Annotated in this window: 20 protein-coding genes; 9 read left to right on the forward strand and 11 right to left on the reverse strand. The window is 39.0% G+C overall.

The genetic code is table 11. The features are described from left to right. The 4 genes from lepB to A379_RS12550 all read right to left on the reverse strand — a co-directional run bounded on the left by lepB (position 1) and on the right by A379_RS12550 (position 4,857). Positions 1-771 (reverse strand): signal peptidase I, encoded by a 771-nt coding sequence (gene lepB, locus A379_RS02120; RefSeq protein WP_040725388.1) that lies wholly within the window; start codon positions 769-771, stop codon positions 1-3. Between the two features lie 2 nt (positions 772-773). Continuing rightward, on the reverse strand, positions 774-2,579 hold the full coding sequence (gene lepA / locus A379_RS02125) for a translation elongation factor 4 (protein WP_040725389.1): 1,806 nt from the start codon (positions 2,577-2,579) through the stop codon (positions 774-776). 291 nt (positions 2,580-2,870) lie between these two features. After that, positions 2,871-4,310: a DegQ family serine endoprotease gene (locus tag A379_RS02130; protein WP_040725391.1), complete on the reverse strand. Its 1,440-nt coding sequence runs from the start codon at positions 4,308-4,310 to the stop codon at positions 2,871-2,873. Between the two features lie 73 nt (positions 4,311-4,383). After that, complete coding sequence (locus A379_RS12550; protein WP_051144928.1) at positions 4,384-4,857, reverse strand: SoxR reducing system RseC family protein; 474 nt, start codon at positions 4,855-4,857, stop codon at positions 4,384-4,386. Positions 4,858-5,182: 325 nt separating this feature from the next. Here A379_RS12550 and nadB point away from each other — a divergent pair, with 325 nt between their 5' ends. Next, positions 5,183-6,805: an L-aspartate oxidase gene (gene nadB / locus A379_RS02140; protein ID WP_040725392.1), complete on the forward strand. Its 1,623-nt coding sequence runs from the start codon at positions 5,183-5,185 to the stop codon at positions 6,803-6,805. Between the two features lie 39 nt (positions 6,806-6,844). Here nadB and A379_RS02145 read toward each other — a convergent pair whose 3' ends face one another. Further along, positions 6,845-7,477: an HPP family protein gene (locus tag A379_RS02145; protein ID WP_040725393.1), complete on the reverse strand. Its 633-nt coding sequence runs from the start codon at positions 7,475-7,477 to the stop codon at positions 6,845-6,847. Between the two features lie 341 nt (positions 7,478-7,818). Between A379_RS02145 and A379_RS02150 the strand changes: the two genes are divergently transcribed. The 3 genes from A379_RS02150 to queD all read left to right on the forward strand — a co-directional run bounded on the left by A379_RS02150 (position 7,819) and on the right by queD (position 10,092). Next, positions 7,819-8,421, forward strand: coding sequence for a peroxiredoxin (locus A379_RS02150; protein ID WP_040725394.1), 603 nt, complete (start codon positions 7,819-7,821; stop codon positions 8,419-8,421). A 172-nt stretch (positions 8,422-8,593) separates the two neighbouring features. Then, positions 8,594-9,481: a polyprenyl synthetase family protein gene (locus tag A379_RS02155; RefSeq protein ID WP_040725396.1), complete on the forward strand. Its 888-nt coding sequence runs from the start codon at positions 8,594-8,596 to the stop codon at positions 9,479-9,481. A gap of 233 nt (positions 9,482-9,714) precedes the next feature. Continuing rightward, a complete protein-coding gene (queD, locus tag A379_RS02160) occupies positions 9,715-10,092 on the forward strand; it encodes a 6-carboxytetrahydropterin synthase QueD (RefSeq protein WP_040725398.1) in 378 nt (125 codons plus the stop codon). A 118-nt stretch (positions 10,093-10,210) separates the two neighbouring features. Here queD and A379_RS02165 read toward each other — a convergent pair whose 3' ends face one another. After that, positions 10,211-10,768, reverse strand: coding sequence for a chemotaxis protein CheW (locus tag A379_RS02165; RefSeq protein ID WP_040725400.1), 558 nt, complete (start codon positions 10,766-10,768; stop codon positions 10,211-10,213). A 379-nt stretch (positions 10,769-11,147) separates the two neighbouring features. Here A379_RS02165 and A379_RS02170 point away from each other — a divergent pair, with 379 nt between their 5' ends. Continuing rightward, a complete protein-coding gene (locus tag A379_RS02170) occupies positions 11,148-12,233 on the forward strand; it encodes a folate-binding protein YgfZ (RefSeq protein ID WP_040725402.1) in 1,086 nt (361 codons plus the stop codon). A gap of 111 nt (positions 12,234-12,344) precedes the next feature. On the opposite strand, the gene lysS is transcribed toward A379_RS02170, so the two are convergent. Both lysS and prfB read right to left on the reverse strand, forming a co-directional pair. Next, positions 12,345-13,856, reverse strand: a complete 1,512-nt coding sequence (gene lysS / locus A379_RS02175) for a lysine--tRNA ligase (protein ID WP_040725405.1) — start codon at positions 13,854-13,856, stop codon at positions 12,345-12,347. A 188-nt stretch (positions 13,857-14,044) separates the two neighbouring features. Further along, positions 14,045-15,140, reverse strand: a protein-coding gene (gene prfB / locus A379_RS02180) for a peptide chain release factor 2 (protein WP_106381706.1) whose coding sequence is annotated in 2 segments (ribosomal slippage) — positions 14,045-15,067 and positions 15,069-15,140 — 1,095 coding nt in all. Because the reading frame shifts where the segments join, the coding sequence is not laid out codon by codon here. A 305-nt stretch (positions 15,141-15,445) separates the two neighbouring features. Between prfB and A379_RS12555 the strand changes: the two genes are divergently transcribed. Further along, positions 15,446-16,117 carry a DUF5610 domain-containing protein gene (locus tag A379_RS12555; protein WP_051144929.1) on the forward strand — a complete coding sequence of 224 codons (672 nt, stop codon included), beginning with the start codon at positions 15,446-15,448 and terminating at the stop codon, positions 16,115-16,117. Between the two features lie 105 nt (positions 16,118-16,222). Here the strand turns inward: A379_RS12555 and A379_RS02190 are convergent, their stop codons facing one another. Then, complete coding sequence (locus A379_RS02190) at positions 16,223-16,870, reverse strand: response regulator transcription factor (RefSeq protein ID WP_040725408.1); 648 nt, start codon at positions 16,868-16,870, stop codon at positions 16,223-16,225. A gap of 57 nt (positions 16,871-16,927) precedes the next feature. Next, entirely contained in the window at positions 16,928-19,063 is a 2,136-nt protein-coding gene (locus A379_RS02195) for an ATP-binding protein (RefSeq protein ID WP_040725410.1), read from the reverse strand. A gap of 176 nt (positions 19,064-19,239) precedes the next feature. On the opposite strand from A379_RS02195, the gene A379_RS02200 reads away from it, so the two are divergent. The 3 genes from A379_RS02200 to A379_RS02210 all read left to right on the forward strand — a co-directional run bounded on the left by A379_RS02200 (position 19,240) and on the right by A379_RS02210 (position 22,097). Beyond that, on the forward strand, positions 19,240-20,643 hold the full coding sequence (locus A379_RS02200) for a lyase family protein (RefSeq protein ID WP_081696309.1): 1,404 nt from the start codon (positions 19,240-19,242) through the stop codon (positions 20,641-20,643). Positions 20,644-20,693: 50 nt separating this feature from the next. Continuing rightward, complete coding sequence (gene trxA / locus A379_RS02205) at positions 20,694-21,068, forward strand: thioredoxin (RefSeq protein WP_040725411.1); 375 nt, start codon at positions 20,694-20,696, stop codon at positions 21,066-21,068. Positions 21,069-21,221: 153 nt separating this feature from the next. Beyond that, positions 21,222-22,097 (forward strand): SDR family NAD(P)-dependent oxidoreductase, encoded by an 876-nt coding sequence (locus tag A379_RS02210; RefSeq protein WP_051144930.1) that lies wholly within the window; start codon positions 21,222-21,224, stop codon positions 22,095-22,097. A 439-nt stretch (positions 22,098-22,536) separates the two neighbouring features. On the opposite strand, the gene A379_RS02215 is transcribed toward A379_RS02210, so the two are convergent. Next, positions 22,537-22,869 (reverse strand): thioredoxin family protein, encoded by a 333-nt coding sequence (locus A379_RS02215; protein WP_040725413.1) that lies wholly within the window; start codon positions 22,867-22,869, stop codon positions 22,537-22,539. Between the last annotated feature and the right edge of the window lie 58 nt (positions 22,870-22,927).

Genomic DNA, 22,927 nt, shown 5'->3' on the forward strand with positions numbered 1-22,927 from the left:
TTATTGAATCCCAGTTCCAAGGCGGTTTAAGTGCAGGCCATCATCCCAATTCATCCAGATACCGAATGCCTTACCTTTTAAATTTTTCTCTGGAACAAAGCCCCAAAAACGACTGTCATTACTATGATCACGATTGTCACCCATCATAAAATAATGCCCTTCTGGTACAGTAACGGTATTCATGTCTTTAGAGCTTTTATCCATATCAAGCAAAATCTGGTGAATATTCCCATCAGGAAAGCTCTCTTCAACCACAGAAGCCCCATTCATAATCGCACTGGACTCTGTACCATGATATTTACCAATGAACTTTTGACTCACGGCTTTATCGTTAATAAACAACGTTCTACCCACATAGGTGATTTTATCGCCTGGTAAACCAATCACACGTTTAATGTAATCAACATCAGGATCATTAGGGTACTTAAAAACGACCACATCACCCCGTTCAGGTTCAGAGATTGGAATAATTTTAGTTTGTAGAACGGGCAATTTCACTCCGTATGCAAACTTGTTAACCGCGATAAAATCACCGATTTGCAAAGTTGGATACATAGAACCAGAAGGAATTCTAAAGGGTTCAATAATAAATGAGCGTAGAACCAATACCACTAAAAACACTGGAAAAAGTGAACGAGCATACTCAACCAACATAGGTTCTTTTTCTGGCATCATCGCCGATAAACGCTTAGGACGCCAAACGACACGATCAACATAGGTAATCACACCCGTAATTGCCGTGACAATAACTAAAATTAACTCAAAACTCATAATTAAGACTCTCCTGTGTCTAGAATCGCTAAGAAGGCTTCTTGCGGTAACTCAACGCTACCAATCGACTTCATTCGTTTTTTACCTTCTTTCTGCTTCTGCAGAAGTTTCTTCTTACGTGATACATCACCACCATAACACTTGGCCGTAACGTTTTTACGTAAAGCCTTAACGTTTGAACGACCGATGATTTTTCCACCAATCGCGGCTTGAATCGCTACATCAAACATTTGACGTGGGATGACTTCACGTAGCTTTTCAATAATGACCTTCCCACGTTGAATTGCAAAACTTCGGTGCACAATAACCGCCAGTGCATCCACTTTCTCACCGTTAATCATAAAATCAACACGAATTAAGTCATCAGCCTGGAAACGCTTAAACTCATAATCCATAGAAGCATAACCACGACTACACGATTTAAGTCGATCAAAGAAATCAAGCACCACTTCGTTTAATGGCAGTTCATAGTTAATTGAAACTTGTCCGCCAGAATACTGCATATCTTTTTGCACGCCACGTTTTTCAATACACAACTTCATCACAGAACCAACATATTCATTAGGTACAAGAATATTGGCCTGAATAATCGGCTCACGAATCTCTTGGATAATACCTGCATCTGGAAGTTCTGAAGGGTTATCAATGGAAATGACATCCCCTGCTTTGGTTAATACTTCATAAATGACCGTTGGTGCTGTAGTAATAAGGTCAATATCGTACTCTCGCTCAAGACGTTCTTGAATGATTTCCATGTGCAACATACCAAGAAAACCACAACGAAAACCAAAACCTAACGCTTCAGAGGTTTCTGGTTCAAAATGCAAAGCGGCATCGTTTAAACGCAGTTTTCTTAATGCTTCACGTAAGTCTTCATACTGTTCCGAAGTCACTGGAAACAGGCCTGCAAAAACGCGTGGTTGCGCGGGTTTAAATCCAGGTAAAGCGTCAACATTTTCACGCGCTGCATCACACAAGGTATCCCCTACTGGCGCACCATCAATGTCTTTAATACCCGAAATAACGTAACCCACTTCACCCGCTTTTAAAAATGGCGTTGAAGTTCGTTTTGGCGTGAAGATACCCACATCATCAACCAAATACTCTTCTTTGGTCGACATGACTTTCATTTTGGTTTTTTTACCGATTTTTCCATCAATCACTCGAACTAACGAAACAACACCAAGGTAATTATCAAACCATGAGTCGATAATAAGTGCTTTTAAAGGTGCATCTAAATCACCTTGTGGAGGTGGAATTTTAGCAACAATATCTTCTAAGGTTTCACGAATACCTATACCTGATTTTGCACTGGCATGAACTGCATCTGCCGCTTCAACTCCAATAATTTCTTCAATCTCTTCAATGACTCGTTCAGGGTCGGCAGCGGGTAAATCAATTTTATTCAGCACAACCAGCACTTCTAGCCCTTGCTCAATAGCCGTATAACAGTTTGCCACCGTTTGCGCCTCTACACCTTGAGAAGCATCAACCACTAACAGAGCACCTTCACACGCCGCTAAAGAACGTGAGACTTCGTATGAAAAATCAACGTGACCTGGAGTATCGATAAAATTCAATTGATAAGTTTCGCCATCGTCCGCTTTGTAATTAAGCGTAACACTCTGTGCCTTAATGGTAATACCACGTTCTTTTTCGATATCCATCGAATCTAGAACCTGTGCTTGCATCTCGCGATCAGTTAAACCACCACAAAGATGAATAAAACGATCCGCAATGGTCGATTTACCATGGTCAATGTGCGCGATAATCGAAAAATTTCGAATATGTTTTAAACTGTCTGACATTTAAGCTCCAACTTAACAATATACATTCATTCGCCAATAATCTTTTCTACTGGAAATGAATAAAAACAACAAATAAAAAAGGGGCCACTGCCCCTTTATAAACTTACGCTGAATGCCTATTTTTTAGAAAATCAAACCGCGCAGTTCTGGTTACCAATGAATGGCGGGTATTTTACGCTAATTCAAGCGGTTTCGCATTGATAAATCATCTAGATTCATCTGCTTAACTTAAAATTGAGCATTTAATCATTTAGCCATCCGTTTTTATTTTTTGAAAAAATCGATAATACGTTACTTTTCAAGCACTAAAGGTAAAAACAATGAACGTTTATTACGTACGACTCTCACTGGTAAAGAGCGGTTTTTAGGTAAACTTTTCATCATTTTTTTCAACCCTGAAACCGTTTTTACAGGTTTAAAATCAATTGTGACAATGATATCACCATTTCGTAAACCCGCTTTTTCAGCTGCGCCACCTAAAACATCGGTAACCATAACGCCAAACGGCAAATTAAGTGCATCTAGTGAATCTCTGTCTAACTCTTTAACAAGAGCGCCCAAACGGTTATCACTATAAGCCTTACCATTAGAGTTAGCGGCAATCTGATCCGCCTGATCAAGCGCATTTAATTTCACCGTAAAGTACTTCACCTTACCCTGACGTAAAACCTTCACCTTGACTGATTTATTGATTGAAGTCATACCAACAATCGGTGGTAGGTCAGTTGATTTCTTAATCAACTTTCCATCAAATTCTAAAATGATATCCCCCGCTTCAATACCTGCTTTTTGTGCCGCAGTATCATCATAAGTTTGCCCCACTAAGGCACCCTGTGGTTTTGATAACCCGAATGACTTAGCTAAATCACTGGTAACCTCTTGAATCTGCACCCCTAAATAACCACGAGAAACCTTACCTTCCGTTTTTAACTGATTTACCACATTCATGGCGATATCAATAGGAATTGAGAATGACAATCCCATTGAGCCACCCGTTTTGCTGTAAATCTGTGAGTTAATCCCAATCACCTCACCCTCTAAGTTAAATAAAGGGCCACCTGAATTACCTGGGTTAATTGCAACATCTGATTGAATAAAGGGCACATAAGTATCGTCTGGCAATGCACGACCTAAGGCACTGATAATTCCGTGTGTAGCGGTAAAATCAAGACCAAACGGTTCACCAATGGCTAATACCCATTGACCTACTTTTAAATCATTTGACTGGCCAATTTTTGCATATGGCAGGTTATCGGCATCAATCTTAATAAGAGCCACGTCGGTTCTTGGGTCAGTACCAATCACTTTAGCTTTGAGCTCTTCACGATTGCGCATTCTGACAATAATTTCATCCGCACCATCAATCACATGATTATTGGTCAAGATATAACCATCTTCACTGATAATAAAACCAGAACCTAAAGAGTGTGATTCCTCCTTGGGTGGTTTTTCTGAGTGTGGGTTTTGGTTACCACGAGGGTCGCCTCTAAATTGTGGCAAACCAAAAAAGTGACGTAACATCTCTTCTGGCATACCTCTAAACTCTGGCATCTCTTGACGTTCAATTTTTTTGGTTGTACTAATGTTAACAACACTTTGATTTGTTTGAGCCACCAACTCACTAAAGTCAGGCAAACCATAATCACCTGCATTAGCAGCAAAACTCGTAACAGGCTGAATCACAATCCAAGCACTGACCAAGATACTTAAAAATATAGATGTTTTTTTCATGGTTTGATAACTCCCTATATCAATCACTTAAAGCACATTTAAATGCTGTTAATTTAAACTTAAAACAAAACCACTATTGCTCACAACTTATCACTTTATTGAGTTTAGGCATGACGGGTTTATAGATTTTACGCGTTAACCACCAACCACAATAAAGCCCAAATGCACCGCCTAAAATAGCGGCCATATCTGCCAGGCCTGCTGATAAATTTAGCATGTGCAAAGCGAGCTTTGAAAAGGTAATAGAAAAAATAAAAAGTCCAATTAATGGTAAACCATAAGCCATAAATGAATGTTTAAGCAATCGTGACTCATCCAAAACCAACTCTACTGAATCTCCCACCTGACAAGGTAAGGTGTTTTTTACTCTAATAGGTTTCTTATGGGTTCCAGTAAAGAGTTTTGATAAAGCAGATGTCCCACAACCAGATTCTGAAGAACACCCAGAACAGCCTGTCTGTCTCACCGTTTCAATCAAAACATCATCACCTTCAAACCCAATCACTACTCCGCGTTCACGTAATATACGAGCTAGTTGGTTTTCCATTCATACCTCAATTTTAAAATAATCAAACAATGCATTCCTTGTTTATTAAGCAACTTAATTAGTAGGGGTGTTTTAGCAAAGTTTCAACATTAAAATTTAACATTCTTACTTTTATTATAATGGAGATGACTTCTCTAAAAACCTCGTCACACTTTTAAGTAATATCTGCAATTTAACCACTAATTCCTGAATATTGAACCCGCGTGTTAAAATAACTTTTTTGGAAATCATTCGACTCCAATATAATATACCCCAATCTTTCGCAATTGACCTGGAGATGACATTTGTCATAGGTTTAAATTGTCTGCAATATTAAGGAACTGATTTGTCTTCTAAAAATAACTCAACACTCACTACAGATATTCTGGTCATTGGTAGTGGTATTGCAGGTTTGTCAATCGCGCTAAAACTGGCTGAAGAGCATAAAATCACCATCCTGGCCAAAGGCTCACTTTCAGAAGGCAGTACCAATTATGCGCAAGGTGGAATCGCTGGCGTTTTAGACCCATTTGACAGTATTGAGGCACACATTGAAGATACCCAAAATGCTGGTGCTGGGCTTTGCGACCCAAAAGCAGTCGCTATTGTCGCATCTCATGCCGCGGAATCTATTCAAGAATTAATTGAGCTTGGTGTACCTTTTAGCATGGATAGTGAAGACAACCAAGAACATCGTCAATCTAAATCCGATTTTCCGTTCCACTTAACGCAAGAAGGTGGCCACAGTCATAGACGCGTTATTCATGCAGCCGACCATACAGGTCAGTCCGTTTTAAACACGTTAATTAACAAGGTTACACAACACAAAAACATTACTCTGCTGCCTGACCATATGACGATTGATTTGATAAAGAATCAGAAACGTAATCGATGCATCGGAGCCTATGCCTTAAATCAAAATGACAATAGCATTTATGCGATTTCATCTCTGTTTACCGTTTTAGCAACAGGTGGTGCAAGTAAAGCGTATCTTTATACAAGTAACCCTGATACATCAACGGGCGATGGCATTGCCATGGCTTGGCGTGCAGGTTGCCAGATTGGTAATATGGAGTTTAATCAATTTCACCCTACCTGTTTGTACCACCCAAAAGACCGCTCTTTCTTAATCAGTGAAGCGGTTCGTGGAGAAGGTGGCATCTTGCGCCTGCCGAATGGCGAAGCTTTTATGCAAAAGTATGATGAGCGAGCAGATCTAGCACCAAGAGATATAGTAGCGCGAGCGATTGACCAAGAGATGAAAATACATGGTATTGATTGTGTATACCTTGATATCACTCACCAACCTGAAGAACTGATTAAAAACCACTTTCCAACCATTTTTGAACGCTGTAAAAAAGTGGGCATTGATATTACTAAAGAACAAATACCTGTTGTGCCAGCCGCGCACTATACTTGTGGCGGAGTGGTAACCGACCTAGAAGGCCGAAGCAGTCTAGACGGGCTTTATGCTATTGGTGAAACCGCCTACACAGGTTTGCATGGTGCAAATCGTCTGGCTAGTAACTCGCTTGCCGAAGGCTTAGTCTTTGCCAAAATGGCACAAAAAAGCATCAGCAAAGCTTTTGCCACTCAATCACTTACAAGGGAAGACGTTAGACTCTGGGACAGTAGCGGAACAACGGAACCTAAAGAAAAAGTTTTGGTAAGCCACGACTGGGATGAATTAAGACGTGTCATGTGGGATTACGTGGGTATTGTGAGAACAAATAAACGTTTAAAACGAGCTCGTCAGCGTATTAAAAACTTACAAAAAGAGGTCGATGAATACTATCACCAACACACGCTTAATCGAGATTTATTAGAATTGAGAAATCTTGTCTTGGTAGCTGAGCTTATGGTCATGAGCGCACAACGACGTAAAGAGAGTCGTGGGCTTCACTATAATTTAGATTACCCACATATTCATAAAACACCTAAACCAACTATTTTAAAACCTCGAGTGTAAATTCAAGCGACAACATAAAACCCCAGCCACATTACAAATCTAAGTGTACAGTTCGATTGGCGGCTCTTTGGCTAATCGACTGATTAAATCACTTTCAGTGACAATACCTAAAATTTTCTGATATTCACTCATAATAACCAATGCATCAATTTGATACTTTGTTAAAGCCTGTGCAATATGCCTAATATCTGTATCCAGAGTCGTTGTTACAACGCCAGCTTGCATGACATCTCTTACCAATTCAGGTTTTACACCTTCTAGCTCTCCCGATTTACTAATAATCATCCTTCCAAGTAAATTAGCCTCAGAACACATACCAACCAATTCACCATTATCTATCACAGGTAAATGCTTAATATCATGCTTTTCCATTAATCGCCATGCATTTTCAATGGAACTATTGGCATCAACCTGAAAAACGGGGGAAGCCATGATTTCTGAAACCTTAACAATAATACGTCTTTGGGCATTAGAACGATTTTCATTATAGGCATTAAGTGCGCTATTTTGATGTTTGCCTTGTTCGTCTTTATGGCCAATATCCACCTTGAGTCCGTCAAGCTCAGCCTCTTCAACTTTGTTAATACGCTGCGCAGGATCAACTTTCAAAGCGGGTAAATTTTGAACCGCTCCGATAAAGCTTTGACCTTCTGGACTATATACAATAAACATAGAACATCACCAAACGAATTAACAAAAAACCAACTTTATACACAGAGCTAAAACACTATGTAATTCAAAATCTATTTCTAAACGGCTTAAATTAATCAAGCTTAATCAATATATTACCACTGAGTAAAACAAACTTATTCATAACACTTAAAATCTTATACTTAATTAAAATATCGGCCAGCCAGCCTAAACACTTTAATTTATTTACGGTTTCAAGTACTTAATACAACAACGATATTTAATAATTTTCAAGGTAACTCACTAGAATAAGACCAGAGAATTGTCTATACTATTTGGATTATTAAATTCAAAATTACAACTTAAATATAAGGATAAAAACTATGTCAGTTCTTGTAACCAAACAGGCTCCAGATTTTACTTCAGCTGCGGTTTTAGCGGATGGTTCTATTGTTGATGATTTCAACCTAAAAAGCCACATTGCAGGCAAATACGCTGTTGTATTCTTCTACCCTTTAGATTTTACATTTGTTTGTCCTTCTGAAATTTTAGCATTTGACCACCGTGTTGAACGTTTTAAAGAATTAGGCACTGAAGTCGTTGGTATCTCAGTAGACTCACAATTCACTCACAATGCTTGGCGTAACACACCAGTAAACCAAGGTGGTTTAGGCCCTGTTAAGTTCCCACTAGTGGCTGATTTAGGCGGTTCTATTATGGAAGCTTACGGCATCGTTCACCCTGGTAACGTCGCTCTACGTGGTGCTTTCTTAATCGATACAAACGGCGTAGTTCGTCACCAAGTTGTAAACGACCTTCCTTTAGGGCGTAACGTTGATGAAATGGTTCGTATGGTTGAAGCACTTCAGTTCCATGAAGAAGTAGGTGAAGTTTGTCCTGCTGGTTGGAATAAAGGTGACGCAGGAATGAAGGACACGCCAGACGGTGTTGCTGAATACCTAAGTGAACACTCAGACGAGCTATAATTCGTTTAGATAAAATTGTGTTAACGATGTTAATGAGTTTATTTCAACGTCATTTACCGTTAAAATAGCCACAATATTTATCGCATTCAAGCTGTGATTGTTTTCTTAAAAGAGCACAATTACACGCTAAAAAGGAGCCGTCAATAGACGGCTTTTTTTATGGAGAGAACTTTTGCAAACTCAACTTCTAACATTTCAAAATCGTGTCAACCAAACCTTAAAACAGTACATTGCTCATTATTGCGAACAACAACTCGGTGAAACACAGCATTTCTTTGAGGCCGTTGAATATGCCACTCTTAACCAAGGCAAACGACTGCGCCCCGCCCTAACCTATGCGGTTGCAAAAGCTCTCAATACCCCGTTAGAGCAAGTCGATAGTTGTGCTTGTGCCATTGAATTAATTCATAGTTACTCTCTGGTACACGATGATTTACCCGCTATGGATAATGATGATCTACGCCGTGGCCAACCAACCTGTCATATTCAATATAATGAAGCCACGGCCATTTTGGTGGGTGATGCTCAGCAAACGATGGCTTTTCAAATTCTAAGTGACGATTCTCACCTACAACCAATACACGCACTTGAGATGATTTCCTTATTGAGCAAAGCCAGTGGCCCACTTGGCATGATTGGTGGACAAGTCTTGGACATAGCGTCTGAAGGCAAAGTCATTACTGCCGATCAACTCAAACAGTTACACAACCATAAAACAGGGGCTCTTATTCAATGTGCATTGCTCCTAGGAGCCGTTCAATCAACAAACTACGCAGAGATTAAACCAGGCCTGGTAAAACTTGGAGAGCTTATTGGTTTAGCCTTTCAGGTTCAAGATGATATTTTAGATATTGAAGGTAATACCAAAACCCTTGGCAAGCCTCAAGGTAGTGATTTAGCTTTGGATAAATCAACCTATCCCAAGTTATTGGGGTTAGCTAATGCAAAAACTTATCGTGATCAATTAATTTCAGAGGCACAAAAAGTATTACAAGAGCTGCCAATCAACAGTCTCTTCTTAAACCAGTTAATTCATTTCATTGCCGAACGCAAACACTAAGAAAATAGAGTTCCAATATCGTTACAATCAAGAGAACAGTGAATATTACATAAAAAATCTTAGCTTTCAAAAAGTTAGCTTTTCATCATAAACAGTTTTAGTTATAATCTGTTCCCTTTCAAGCCCAGTAAAACGAGCACCGATTTTTCAGTTACAATAATTGCAACCTCAGAAATCAAACTTATATTGAATAACGGCTTAGAACTCAATCAGATAGAAAGAAGTGATTTACCATGGCACAAACGTTTGTATTAAAAACTTTACTCGATTTCGCCTCTGCGCATAGCTTAAGAGGTTATCCAGGTGATTGCGCCAAATTACATGGCCACAACTGGAAAATTGAAGTGCAAGTTGCGGGTACACAGTTAAATGAAATTGGCATGGTCATAGACTTTAAAGAAATCAAACGTCATGCTAAAGAGGTTGTGAAAGAGCTTGACCACACCTTTTTAAATGATCACCCACATTTTAAGACGCTCAACCCAACAGCAGAAAATATTGCGGTTTATATTTACAAAGAGATTGAAAAACGTATCCAAACTCCAGAAGTGAAAATGCATAGCCTAACGGTTTGGGAAAATGATCGTAACTGCGTTACTTACTCTGAATAATACAAAAAATATAAACAAAGCCCAAAATATTTAAAAGGCTTAAAATGACAAAGCCAGTTCAATAATGAACTGGCTTTTTATTAATGGTTATTCACTCAAACACAATCAAGTACAAAATCTAACCATTACCCGTTGGCATATTCTCTGCATTTAAAACAATATTTTCAATAATGCCTTCTGCCGCTAATCGGTCCAGATCCACAACAATCACCATTCTCCCTTTATCAGATGCTTCTTTAACGGCACTCGCTCCCATTTGAGAAGCACTGCTTTGGCCTTGACCGTCTTTAATCGTTGTTAACCCCAAAATATATTGATTATCAATGGAATCTGAAATATCAGGAGCGGCTTGTAAAGCATTCATATCAAACTGATGAACATCAGAAACAGCATCAACCACCAAGCCAACAATTCGCTCTCCAGAAGAGGTCAAAATATGCACAACAATAACGACCGTCGTACCATCATAAGCCGCTTTTAAATTAAATTTTTCGCGCAAGTCGATAATCGGCACTACCGTTCCACGTAAATCAACGACACCTTTGACATAACTCGGTACATTAGGCAGCGGATTTGGCGTTTCCCAACCTCGAATCTCTTGAACACGAAGAATTTCGACGGCAAACTCTTCTCTACCGATAATAAAAGTTAAAAATTCTTGTTTAGCATCCGACACGAACTGTCTCCGTTTTGCAAAATCACTTTAGGATAGTCCTATAAGGAATGATTTTTACTGTTTATTTTTATTGATGAGTAATGTAACACTATACTATGAATATTCTCTAATATTTAGGCTTCAGAGTAAACTTAGCCAATCGATATAATTCAATACAATATCATTCATTAAATCCGTTAAATTATATTATATTTAAGTCAATTTACTTTGCTCTTTGCATTCAAGTAATAAAGTGCCAATTCAATTCATTAACCCTAATTAAACTCGCATTTAACTAACATTTAACTAACATTTAACACGCAAGAAACAAGCCAAGATATTTTGTTATTTCAATTGAGTAAGGTATCATCTGCTGCAATACAAATTTAAGGATAAAAAAATGACAGCCCAAGCAACATTAAGCCCTATTTGGTCCGACTTCCTAGCATCACAAAATGCCCAATTTGATGAAACTGGCAAAATTTGCAGTTTTGGACATCCTGAACTTGAACGTTTTTTAATTAAAAATGGCCCTGTTGTTACCAGCCTGACTGATCAAGCATTAATTAAAGTTACAGGTAGTGAAGCGCAGACTTTTTTGCAAGCGCAACTCACGAGCGACATTAATCAAGTCGCTGATAACAAAGCCCAATTTTCAGCTTACTGTGATCCACAAGGTCAAGTCCTGGCTAACTTTTTGGTTTTTAAATATAAAGGTGATTATTACCTCAATTTTGATGCCTCATTAAGAGAAACCATTTTAAAACGTTTAACCATGTTTGTTTTACGTTCTGATGTGCAACTTACCGAAGTCTCTAATGAACTGATTCAAATTGGTTTTGCTGGTGAATTTGGTGATTTAGACATCCAAAGACGTTTGAGCACCAAAGTAAAAGAGGTGTTTGAATCAGGCATGGCCGAACTGGAAGGCATTGAAGATGTTTTAGTTATTAAAGTACCTGGCCCTTATCATAAATATGCGCTATTTGGTCCTGCTGAACAAATGATCCAAGCATGGAAAAAGATTCGTGACAACAGCGATGTTACCAATAACTATGACTGGAAACTTCTGAATATTGCCGCAGGCGTTCCAGAAGTCACAGCTGCAACCAGCGCCCAATTTATTGCTCAGTTTTTTAACCTTGATAAATTTGATGCGATTAACTTTAAAAAAGGCTGTTTCCCTGGACAAGAGATCATTGCACGAGTGCACTACCGAGGTAAAGTCACTAAACGTATGTTGCGTATCCACCTTAATGAAGATTTATCTTTGCAAGCAGGAGAAACATTAACGCTAAAAGATGAGGCAGACAAATCCTATAAACTAACCGTTGTCAGTGCTAATCCAGATATACTTAATGGAACACTCTGCTTGGCGATTGCTACCTTAAAATCACTTGAATCAGCTCAAGGTAACCTACTAACAGAATCAGGTAAAGAGGTCGCAGTAGAACCTTTACCCTATACCATTACCGATGAAGATTAAGCGATAAATAGCACTTTTTGTATTTCACCTTCACAATAAAAACCCCGTCTACCAGGCCTGGTAGGTGGGGTTTCTTTTTATACGATTAAAACTGAATCTAAATTCAGTCTATTAATTCTGACGCATATGCGGGAACAACAGTACATCACGGATAGATGCTGAATCGGTAAAGAGCATCACTAAACGGTCAATACCAATCCCCTCTCCTGCCGTTGGTGGCATACCGTGCTCTAAAGCCGTAATATAATCTTCATCATAATGCATCGCTTCATCATCACCTGCATCTTTCGCTTCCACTTGCGCTTTAAAACGTTCGGCCTGATCTTCTGCATCATTCAACTCGTTAAAACCATTAGCCAACTCGCGTCCACCAATAAACAGTTCAAAACGGTCTGTGATAAATGGGTTTTGGTCATTACGACGCGCTAACGGTGAAACTTCAGCAGGATACTCAGTAATAAAGGTTGGATCCATTAGTTTTTCTTCAACCGTTTCCTCAAAGATTTCAGTAACAATCTTACCTAAACCGTAACCTTCTTTAACATGTATCTTAAGCGATTGAGCTAAAGCAGTAGCGGCTTCAATGGTATCAAGCTGATCGGCTGTGACACCGTCATTGTATTGAAGAATTGCATCTTTCATGCTTAAACGTGCAAATGGTTTACCAAAGTCAAACTCTTGTCCTTGATAAGGCACTTTTGTTGACCCCACAGCTAACTCAGCAAGCTCTTTTAAAAGCTCTTCAGTGTAATCCATTAACTGATGATAGTCCGTATAAGCCGCATAGAACTCAACCATTGTGAACTCAGGGTTGTGACGAGTAGATAAGCCTTCATTACGGAAAGAACGGTTAATTTCAAATACGCGTTCAAAACCACCTACAACCAAACGTTTTAAATAAAGCTCTGGCGCAATACGCAAATACAAAGGCATATCCAACGCATTATGGTGCGTGTTAAAAGGTTTAGCGGTCGCACCACCTGGAATCACATGCATCATTGGCGTTTCTACTTCCATAAATTCTTTACGGATTAAGAAGTTACGCACATGCTGAACAATTTTAGAACGCAACATAAAAGTCTCACGACTTTCTTGATTTACAATCAGATCAACATAACGCTGACGGTAACGCATCTCTTGGTCTTGTAAACCGTGAAATTTGTCAGGTAATGGGCGAATAGACTTTGTGACTAATTCAATGTGTTCAACATGAATAGAAAGCTCACCTGTATTGGTTTTAAACAGGTATCCTTGAGCACCAACGATATCCCCTAAATCCCATTTTTTAAACTGGGTATTGTAAAAACCTTCTGGCAGTTCATCACGAGTAACATAAACCTGAATACGCCCTGTTGGATCTTGTAACGTCGCAAAGCTCGCTTTACCCATAATACGACGTAGCATCATACGTCCAGCAATCTTTACACGAACAGGCTCTGCTTCGGCCAACTGTTCTTTGCTCATCTCATCATATTTAGCATGTAATTCGGCCGCGTCATTATCACGACGAAACGTATTTGGATAAGAATGCCCTTCTTCTCTTAGCGCATTAAGTTTGGCGCGACGCTCAGCAATGATTTTGTTTTCATCAACTTCTGGCGCGTTATTTTGTGTTTCCGACATGAACTTTCTCTCTTAAAACTTTAAGCTTTAAAACAACCAGGCCTGGTAATATTAAATTAACCAGGCCTGGTAACTTTAAAACGCAATACAATTTGAAATATGCGGGTATTTTAAGCGTTTAACAGACTAAACTCTAGCAAAATCGCTTTTAATTGCGTGAATGTGCGTTGAAGCAAAAATGGATGAATTTATACACCCGACTTTAAGCTTGCCACAATAAACTGATCCAAGTCGCCATCTAAGACGCCTTGCGTATTTCCTGACTCTACGCCCGTTCTTAAATCTTTAATTCGACCCGAATCTAATACATAAGAACGGATTTGACTGCCCCAGCCAATATCAGATTTAGACTCTTCTAACTCTTGTTTATCTGCACTACGACTCAACATTTCTAGCTCATACAACTTGGCCCGCAACTGCTTCATGGCTTCCGCTTTGTTTTGATGTTGAGAACGACCATTTTGACATTGGGTAACGGTGTTGGTTGGTAAATGGGTAATTCGTACTGCCGATTCAGTCTTGTTAACGTGCTGCCCACCCGCTCCACTTGCGCGATAAACATCAATACGCAAGTCGGCTGGGTTAATATCAACTTCAAAACTATCGTCAATTTCAGGTGAAATAAACACCGATGCAAAAGAGGTATGACGTTTAGAGTTTGAATCAAAAGGAGACTTGCGCACTAAACGATGCACCCCCAATTCAGTTCGTAACCAACCATAAGCATAGTCGCCTTGAATATGAACCGTTGCCCCTTTAATACCCGCTACATCACCCGCAGAAATTTCTGTAATTTCAGCTTTAAAAGCATGACGATCAGACCAACGTAAATACATTCTAAGAATCATATTCGCCCAGTCTTGAGCTTCTGTACCGCCTGAACCAGACTGAATTTCTAAATAAGCATTATTAGCATCCAGTTCACCTGAGAACATTCTTTGAAATTCCAGCTTATCTAAACGTTCACCTAAACGATCCAATTCCAAAATAACTTCATCAACCATCTCTTGGTCAGAATCCATTTCAGCCATCTCTAGCAATTCTTTGGCTGACTCCGTACCTGATGTTAAATCATCAATAGTCGATACAATGTTTTCTAATTGCGATTTTTCTTTACCCAACGCCTGAGCGTCTTGAGGTTTATTCCAGATATCTGGGTCTTCTAGTTCTTTAGAAACTTCTTCTAAACGTTCCGCCTTAACATCATAGTCAAAGATACCCCCTAAGAACGTCACTGCGTTCTTGGTAGTCTTGAATTCGGTTATAAACAGGATTTAATTCCATGCAAGTTTTATCCATCTCTGTGCTTTTAAAAATTAGCGCAAATGATACCAGGATTCACTCAGTTCTGCTCTATTTATAGACAGGATACGAACCACAAATATCACTTATTTTTTATTTTATTCAACTAGATAGTTAAGTTTTATCCAATCTAGCCGTTAAGTATTATGCAGCGTTTATCAATGGATAGATGACTCTAGAAGCTTTACAATAAAATATAAAATTCAAAGTGTTTACCTTTCGGTTACTAGAGCATCACACAAAGGGATCCATTTACTCGTTTTCGACCAGAAAAAAGGGATTACATCATGGCTATCGACACCAAAAACTTAGGCTTAATACAAGCGTACCAACAAAACTCAAATATGCCGAACAATGCTGAAAGAGCATTAGAAAAAGCCAATGAGCATAGCCGAGTTGCACAATCAGAAGAAAAACCAAACCTTAGTGCAACACAAATGACCATTCGTAACGAAAGACAGGCTAGTCTAGTGGCTCACTTATTTGGCGATGGTACATCTGCTCAAGAAAGCTCTCTTAAAATCACCTTTCAAGCGGCCATTGAAAAACTTAATGAAGTTTTAATGGCTGACATGCCCGCACTAGCAGATGGCGAGGAGTCAATTAACCCAATAAGTGAAGAAGCCCTAAAAAAACAAGGTGGGATGGAGTATTGGACACCCGAAAATACCGCCAAAAGAATTGTTGATGGTGCGACGGCCTTTTTAAGCGGTTTCAAAACAGCACACCCAGAATTAGAGGGCGAAGCTTTAATGGAGCGTTTTATGGATGTAGTGGGTGGCGGCCTTACTCAAGGCTTTGAAGAAGCTCGAAGTATCTTAGGTGATTTAAATGTCCTTGAAGGTGAGATTGCTGGCAATATCGACACAACCTACCAGTTGGTGCAAGATGGTCTACTGAGCTTTAAAAATCTCTACCTTGGGATAGAACCCGTGACAACAGATGAGAATAAAGCCTAAAGAAACAGCCGTATAATTGACCCACCAATCTTTCCAAACTTTTGGTAAAAAATAAAAAAGGGCGTTTAATACGCCCTTTTTCTTATAATCAAATATCAATTAAGTTTATTCGATTTCTTCTAAACCCACTTTAGTCAAGCCTGATTCGTTAGCGTAGTTTGTTAACTCTGCTGTTGAAGTCATGCCCATCTTAGTCATTAGGTTTTCTCGATGTTTCGAAACCGTTCTATCACTAATTTCTAATTTTTCTGCAATATCTTTTGTTTTGAAACCTTCAGCTACTAATTTCACAACTTGTTTTTCACGAACCGATAGACGTTTATTAGATAGTCCACCTTCTGCTTCTAAAATTGGTTGGATTTCAGAGTGAATAAACGTTTCACCATTCATTACTTGACGAATCCCAGCAACTAACTCTTTTGGAGAAATGGATTTCATCGCTAAACCTTGAATACCCATCTCTAAGACTTCACGCCATACATTTGTTGTTTCTGCTGCCGTTAACACAATGATTTTTGTGTCAGAGTAACGTTTTTGAATGTGTGTAATGGCATTAACACCACTTAACTTTGGCATTGACAAATCAAGCAAAACAACATTAGGCGTTTTCGCTCTAATCAGCTCTAAACACTCTAATCCGTCCTCAGCTTCAGCAACCACTTCAAAATCCGCTTCGCCTTCAATAATAGATTTGAAGCCAGCTCTTACCAATGCATGGTCTTCAGCCAATAAAACACTAATTTTTTCAGACATAGTCGTCTCTACCTAACCTGTTAATTTTGCTTACATTATAAGGAAATCTATTTTTCACTAACCATTATTATGACTAATCGAGTCCGACTTCTCAAGACTTTTAACAATTAATACAATTTTTTGTAGGGTTTTTTCAGTTTTTTTCAACCTCTGCTGTTTATTTAATTCTTGGCACAAGGCTTTTTCTTGGATTGTCTCCAGCTCTTTAAACAGAGTTACCAGGCCTGTTAATTGAAAAAGCATGCAGTTGCCTTTTAAATAATGAGCCAGTTTTTTAATCTCTTCTGCTTCATTTTGTAAATTATACCGACAAAGCTTTTCAAAACCAGAAATTGTCTCTTTCATAAAAGAGTCAAACAAGTGGTGAAATTGCTCAGGAATATCGTGCAGTGTATGTAAAGTGAGTTCGTCATTCACTTGCTGTGAACGTTGAAGAGAATCATCCTGTTCACTGACGTTTTTCCAAGCGGTTTCTTTCTCGGAAAAGGGTGTTTTTTCTTGGGTTGATTGACGATAGTTTTTATCAAGTAAACTAATAATTTGGTTTTTTCCAACGGGTTTCACCAACCACTTATCAAACCCTAATCCCTCGTGATTCTCATTTTCACCCACAAATCCCGAAGAGTCGCCACCTGCCGTAATAGCAAAAACCCCTTTTAAAGTTGGCGTCTGACCTTTTTCATACAGTTGCTGTATGTTCTGACTTACTTGTAATCCATCCATAAACGGCATTTGAATATCAAGCAAGACATAATCAAAACTTTCTTGTTGAAATAACGCCCATGCCTCACGTCCATCTTTAGCTTCAAACACCTCACAATCTAATTCAGCTAAATACCCCGCCAATACCATACGATTAATTTTAGAATCATCTGCAATCAATACCTTGTAGTGTTGCTCTAAAGGAGACAACGCCGTCTCTTCATCCTCTTTTTCAAGCAAATTTTCTGAGTAATAAACCGAACTGGTCTTGATGAGTTCACCTTTTTTTAACTTGGCTGAGGCGATGCTTGGTGAATGACTCTTTAATATGCAGGGAAGTTGCAAGCAAAATTCAAAAGAAGTACCAACCCCCACAGAAGACTTTACCTGTATAGAGCCCTGCATTAATTCAACCAATTGTTTAACCACAAATAGACCTAAACCTGCGCCTAGGTAGGTCGTATTACTCGTGTATTCACCATCACTGGCTTCAAGCTGTGCAAAGGGTTCAAAAATTCTTTGTAATCTATTCTCTGGAATACCTTCACCAGAATCGGTAATTTTAAAAACAAAAACACCGTCTTCTTTTTCATTTACTTCAATATTTACCCCACCATACTGAGTAAACTTAATGCCATTAACAATGAGGTTAATGAGTATTTGAGTTAAACGTACACCATCGGCCAAAACATACTCATGCTTGCCTAAATAGACCAAAGAAATTACTAGGTTTTTATCAGAGCCAATTGACTTAGTTAGCTGCTTAACATTCTCTAAAAGTTCGGTTAATGAGACTTCTGTTGGATGAAGAGTTATGCCGTCATACTCTGTTTGCGAATAGGTCAAAATATCATTAACAAGATAAGTAGATTGCTCCGCCGTCATATGAATCGTTTTGAGCATATTGAGTGTTTCAGGTGACGCATCCACCTCATTTCTCAAACGCTTAACGAGGCTACTAATACCTAAAAGAGGTGAACGTAATTCATGGCTTAACATCGCTAAAAAACGCGATTGTTTAATATAAGAATCATGTACAAAACGGTTTTGCTCTTCGATGTGTTGTTCACGCTCAACGACTTGTTGAAGAGATAAACGTCCTTGTGCATCAACCATCTCACGCTCTAAAGCGGCCATTTCAGAAACATCAATACAGCTTGCCCAAACCATTTTCACACCGTTAAGCTCTAATACCCGCAATTGATGTTGTAAAGTTCTTTTACCTTTAACAGTTTGATAACTTGCCACAAATCGCATATCAAAATCACTTGATTGCGTTCTTTTCGACGCCAAAGCACCTTCAATTTTCAGCCTCAATAACTGGGTTTCATACTCTCCCATCATCTCTTCAATAGTCACGACTTGACGGCCTAAATAAGCTTTAAACGCTTCAGAAAGATTCAGAACCTCTTTATCCCCCTCCTTGGCATAGGTCCACCATAGATTTTTATGAAACATTTCATTGGCTAATATCGTTTGCGGAATACTCATTTCATATCACTTATGGCTACTCTGTATTTTTACTTCAAAAATGCTAAAATAATTGGCATTAATTGGAATGGGTTTATTTAACCACGAATAACCCCGTTCATCACTCCCAACCCACAAAATTTGTTCGCAAATACCCTGCGGGTTACAAATACAATACTCTACAAGAACCGTTAACTATGTCACAACCAATCTCATCCACTGAAACCCGTATTGAAAAAGATAGCATGGGCAGTTTAGAAGTCCCTAAAAATGCTCTATATGGCGCACAAACTCAACGTGCAATCAATAACTTTCCCATTAGTGGTATTCCAATGCCTAAGAGCTTTATTCAAGCTTTATGTTATGTAAAGTTTGCTTGTTCGGACAGTAATCAAGAACTTGGTTTACTCAGTGAAGAAAAAGCAGACGCAATTCAAACTGCCGCTAAAGAGGTTATTCAAGGAAACTATTACGACCACTTTCCAATTGATATATTTCAAACAGGTTCAGGCACCAGTACCAATATGAATGCCAATGAGGTGCTCTCAACCGTTGCTAAACAACTTACTGGGGTAGATGTTCACCCTAACGATGACATTAATATGAGTCAAAGCTCTAATGACGTTATCCCAACAACCATTCATGTCGCTGCGGCGATAGCATTAGAAGAGACCTTAATGCCAGCCCTGCTTCACTTAGTTGAAACCATTGAAGATCGAGAGATTGAATTAAAAGATGTGGTCAAAACGGGTCGCACACACCTCATGGATGCCATGCCAGTTAAACTGAGTCAAGAGCTGGGTGCTTGGAAAGCGCAGATTAAAGATAATATTGCTCGTTTGCGTGACACCCAAAAACGCATTCAAATGCTACCTCAAGGAGGTACTGCTGTAGGCACTGGTGTTAATGCTGATCCTGAATTTGGGCGATTAGTTTCCGCCAATTTAGCAACAATTACCGCCATTCATTTTGAGCCAATGGAAAACCTGTTTATCGGTTTAAGCTCACAAGACACTGCGCTAGAGTTGAGTGGTCAATTAAATGTATTGGCGGCAAGTCTTATGAAAATTGCCAATGATTTACGCTGGATGAATTCGGGGCCTTTAGCAGGCCTGGGAGAAATTCAACTACCTGCTTTACAGCCTGGTAGCTCAATCATGCCTGGCAAGGTAAACCCTGTCATTCCAGAAGCTATCGCCATGGTAGCCGCACAAATTATGGGGAACCACACTGCCATTACCGTTGGTGCTCAATCGGGTAATTTCCAGTTAAATGTTATGCTACCCATGATTGCCCATAACCTATTGCAAAGCATTGAAATTGCCGCTTCTAGCTCGATTCAGTTAGCCGATATGGCCATTAAAGGTTTTACCGTCAATACCGCAAATATCCAAAAAGCGTTAGACGTCAACCCAATTTTAGTGACTGCATTAAATACCGTGGTAGGCTATGAAAAAGGAGCGGCTATTGCGAAAGAAGCTTACGCTTCAGGTCGTCCAGTTTTAGACGTGGCATTAGAAATGACTGATTTAGACGAAAAAACTTTAAAACAATACTTAAACCCCGCTTTATTAACGGAAGGTGGAAACCCTTCTGTGTAAACTTATACAGAAACTATTTTTCATTCAAAACGATTATAAAAGGAATAAACATGGCTGTAATTGATTTAAAAACAGAACAATTTGAAGAAACCATTGCCAATAATGATATCGTTATTTTCGATTTCTGGGCAGAATGGTGTGGTCCTTGTAAACAGTTTGGACCAGTCTTTGAAGAGATTTCAAACAAATACCCTGATATCGCTTTCTGCAAAGTTAACGTTGAAGAAGAAGAACAATTAGCAGGCATGTTCCAAGTACGTTCAATCCCGACTTTGGTCTTTATGCGTGAGAAAATCGTTGTTTTCTCAAACCCTGGTGCGATTCCTGGAAGTGCTTTAGAAGAAGGGATTGGTCAACTACTTGAACTAGACATGGACAAAGTCCACGCTGATTTAGCTGAAGCGCAGGCGAAACAAGAAGGTTAATCCTTTTCTGGTTCAGCATCAATATTGGGCGTAACTTAATTTGCGCCCATCTCTCTCCACAATAAACATAACGCTCTATAATCGGTTACTTCCAAGCAAATAAATCTCCTATAATCATGTAAACATTCAACGTAATTTGCAGACGGAATTTACATGTCACAACACACACCAGTTACTCAACTCTTACCACCAAGCACGATTTTAATCACAGGTTGCTCAACGGGCATTGGTTACCATACCGCTCACCTTTTAAAAGATTTAGGCTACAACGTCATTGCCACTTGCCGTAAACAAGAAGACGTTAACCGCTTAAAAGAAGAAAGATTGACCTGCTTTCAATTAGATTTGGCTTGCAGTGTGTGTATTGATTTTGCCCTTACCGAGATACTAGCCGAAACCGATGGCAAGATTGATGCCCTATTCAACAATGGTGCTTTTGGTTTACCTGGTGCTGTAGAAGATTTAAGCCGTGAAGCGATGGAGTATCAATTTAGAACCAATGTCTTTGGTACTCAAGAACTCACCAATAAAATGGTTAAAATCATGCGTAAACAAGGCCATGGCAAAATCATCTATAACAGCTCTATTTTAGGATTTGCCGCCATGCAATATCGTGGTGCGTACAATGCCAGCAAATTTGCGATTGAAGGGTTTGCAGATACTTTAAGAATTGAGGTCAAACAAGATAATATTCAAGTCAGCTTAATTGAACCAGGCCCAATACTCTCTGATTTTAGAAAAAATGCGTTTGAACAATTTAAACGATGGATTAAGATTGAAGAGAGTGCCCATCAAGATAAATACAACGCAATGATTGCACGTTTAGAAACCGTTGGCCCAAGCGCCCCATTTACATTAGGGCCTGAGGCGGTAAGCAAATGTGTTGTACATGCATTACAGCATAAACGGGCTAGAATTCGCTATAGAGTAACCGTTCCAACAATCGTATTTGCCTATTTAAAACGCATTTTGCCAAATCGTTGGTTAGATGTTCTGTTGATTAAAGCTGGTGGAGATGGAAAACGTTAACTTCAATAATTGAACCACGAAGACACGAAGGCGCGAAGTTGTAAACTTTTTTCAATGTGGCCAGCGTTAATTAAAAACGCTTTATACATCGAATCATATAGTGAGTAGGTTTTCAAAAGTAAGTCAGCTCAAGTCAAAGGAACGCGAAATTTACTAAAAATAAATGAACGTTTCTTTAACGCAGAAATGGCTTGCTTTAGCGCTTCAAATTCATGAGTTGATTAGGCTTTCAAAAGTTGGTCAGTTCAAGGCAAAGAAACGTGAAGTTTACTATAAGTAAATGAACGTTTCTTTAACGCAGAAATGGCTTGCTTTAGCGCTTCAAATTCATGAGTTGATTAGGCTTTCAAAAATTGGTTAGTTCAAGGCAAAGAAACGTGAAGTTTACTATAAGTAAATGAACGTTTCTTTAACGCAGAAATGGCCTACTTTAGGAAGCCTAATCCGAGAAGACCATTGAGTATGGTCTTTGTATGTCTTGCATCACTTTTTGCAGACTAAAGCTTCTAACCTCTTCAATAAAACGTTGTCCAGTAAAAAAGACTTGTAAAGTCGGTAAGGTAAACACGCCGTTTTGTGAACAGATATCGGTTACCACATGACAATCTACATACACCAATCTCACTTTTGGATAGTTCTCAGCCATTAACTCAATCAACTTTGGCTTAATGGCATGACAAACATTACACTCCTTGCCGCCAAATAAAATCAGTAGGGCGTCTTCTGATTGTTTTAACGCATTCAACTCATCTAAGGTTTCAATATTTTGCATAAATAAATAATCCAAATTCTCTTAATTACTCGCATAATTTTTCACTAAAACTCATTTG

This window comes from Thiomicrorhabdus sp. Kp2, assembly GCF_000478585.1.
GTDB lineage: Bacteria > Pseudomonadota > Gammaproteobacteria > Thiomicrospirales > Thiomicrospiraceae > Thiomicrorhabdus.

Bases quoted from the DNA above. Each gene is read 5' to 3' on its own strand.
- A379_RS02210 (WP_051144930.1), top strand. From the start codon at position 21,222: ATGTCACAACACACACCAGTTACTCAACTCTTACCACCAAGCACGATT.
- lepB (WP_040725388.1), bottom strand. From the start codon at position 771: ATGAGTTTTGAGTTAATTTTAGTTATTGTCACGGCAATTACGGGTGTG.
- trxA (WP_040725411.1), top strand. From the start codon at position 20,694: ATGGCTGTAATTGATTTAAAAACAGAACAATTTGAAGAAACCATTGCC.
- A379_RS02150 (WP_040725394.1), top strand. From the start codon at position 7,819: ATGTCAGTTCTTGTAACCAAACAGGCTCCAGATTTTACTTCAGCTGCG.
- A379_RS12555 (WP_051144929.1), top strand. From the start codon at position 15,446: ATGGCTATCGACACCAAAAACTTAGGCTTAATACAAGCGTACCAACAA.
- A379_RS02215 (WP_040725413.1), bottom strand. From the start codon at position 22,869: ATGCAAAATATTGAAACCTTAGATGAGTTGAATGCGTTAAAACAATCA.
- A379_RS02200 (WP_081696309.1), top strand. From the start codon at position 19,240: ATGTCACAACCAATCTCATCCACTGAAACCCGTATTGAAAAAGATAGC.
- A379_RS02195 (WP_040725410.1), bottom strand. From the start codon at position 19,063: ATGAGTATTCCGCAAACGATATTAGCCAATGAAATGTTTCATAAAAAT.
- lepA (WP_040725389.1), bottom strand. From the start codon at position 2,579: ATGTCAGACAGTTTAAAACATATTCGAAATTTTTCGATTATCGCGCAC.
- A379_RS12550 (WP_051144928.1), bottom strand. From the start codon at position 4,857: ATGGAAAACCAACTAGCTCGTATATTACGTGAACGCGGAGTAGTGATT.
- A379_RS02145 (WP_040725393.1), bottom strand. From the start codon at position 7,477: ATGTTTATTGTATATAGTCCAGAAGGTCAAAGCTTTATCGGAGCGGTT.
- A379_RS02190 (WP_040725408.1), bottom strand. From the start codon at position 16,870: ATGTCTGAAAAAATTAGTGTTTTATTGGCTGAAGACCATGCATTGGTA.
- A379_RS02170 (WP_040725402.1), top strand. From the start codon at position 11,148: ATGACAGCCCAAGCAACATTAAGCCCTATTTGGTCCGACTTCCTAGCA.
- lysS (WP_040725405.1), bottom strand. From the start codon at position 13,856: ATGTCGGAAACACAAAATAACGCGCCAGAAGTTGATGAAAACAAAATC.
- queD (WP_040725398.1), top strand. From the start codon at position 9,715: ATGGCACAAACGTTTGTATTAAAAACTTTACTCGATTTCGCCTCTGCG.
- A379_RS02130 (WP_040725391.1), bottom strand. From the start codon at position 4,310: ATGAAAAAAACATCTATATTTTTAAGTATCTTGGTCAGTGCTTGGATT.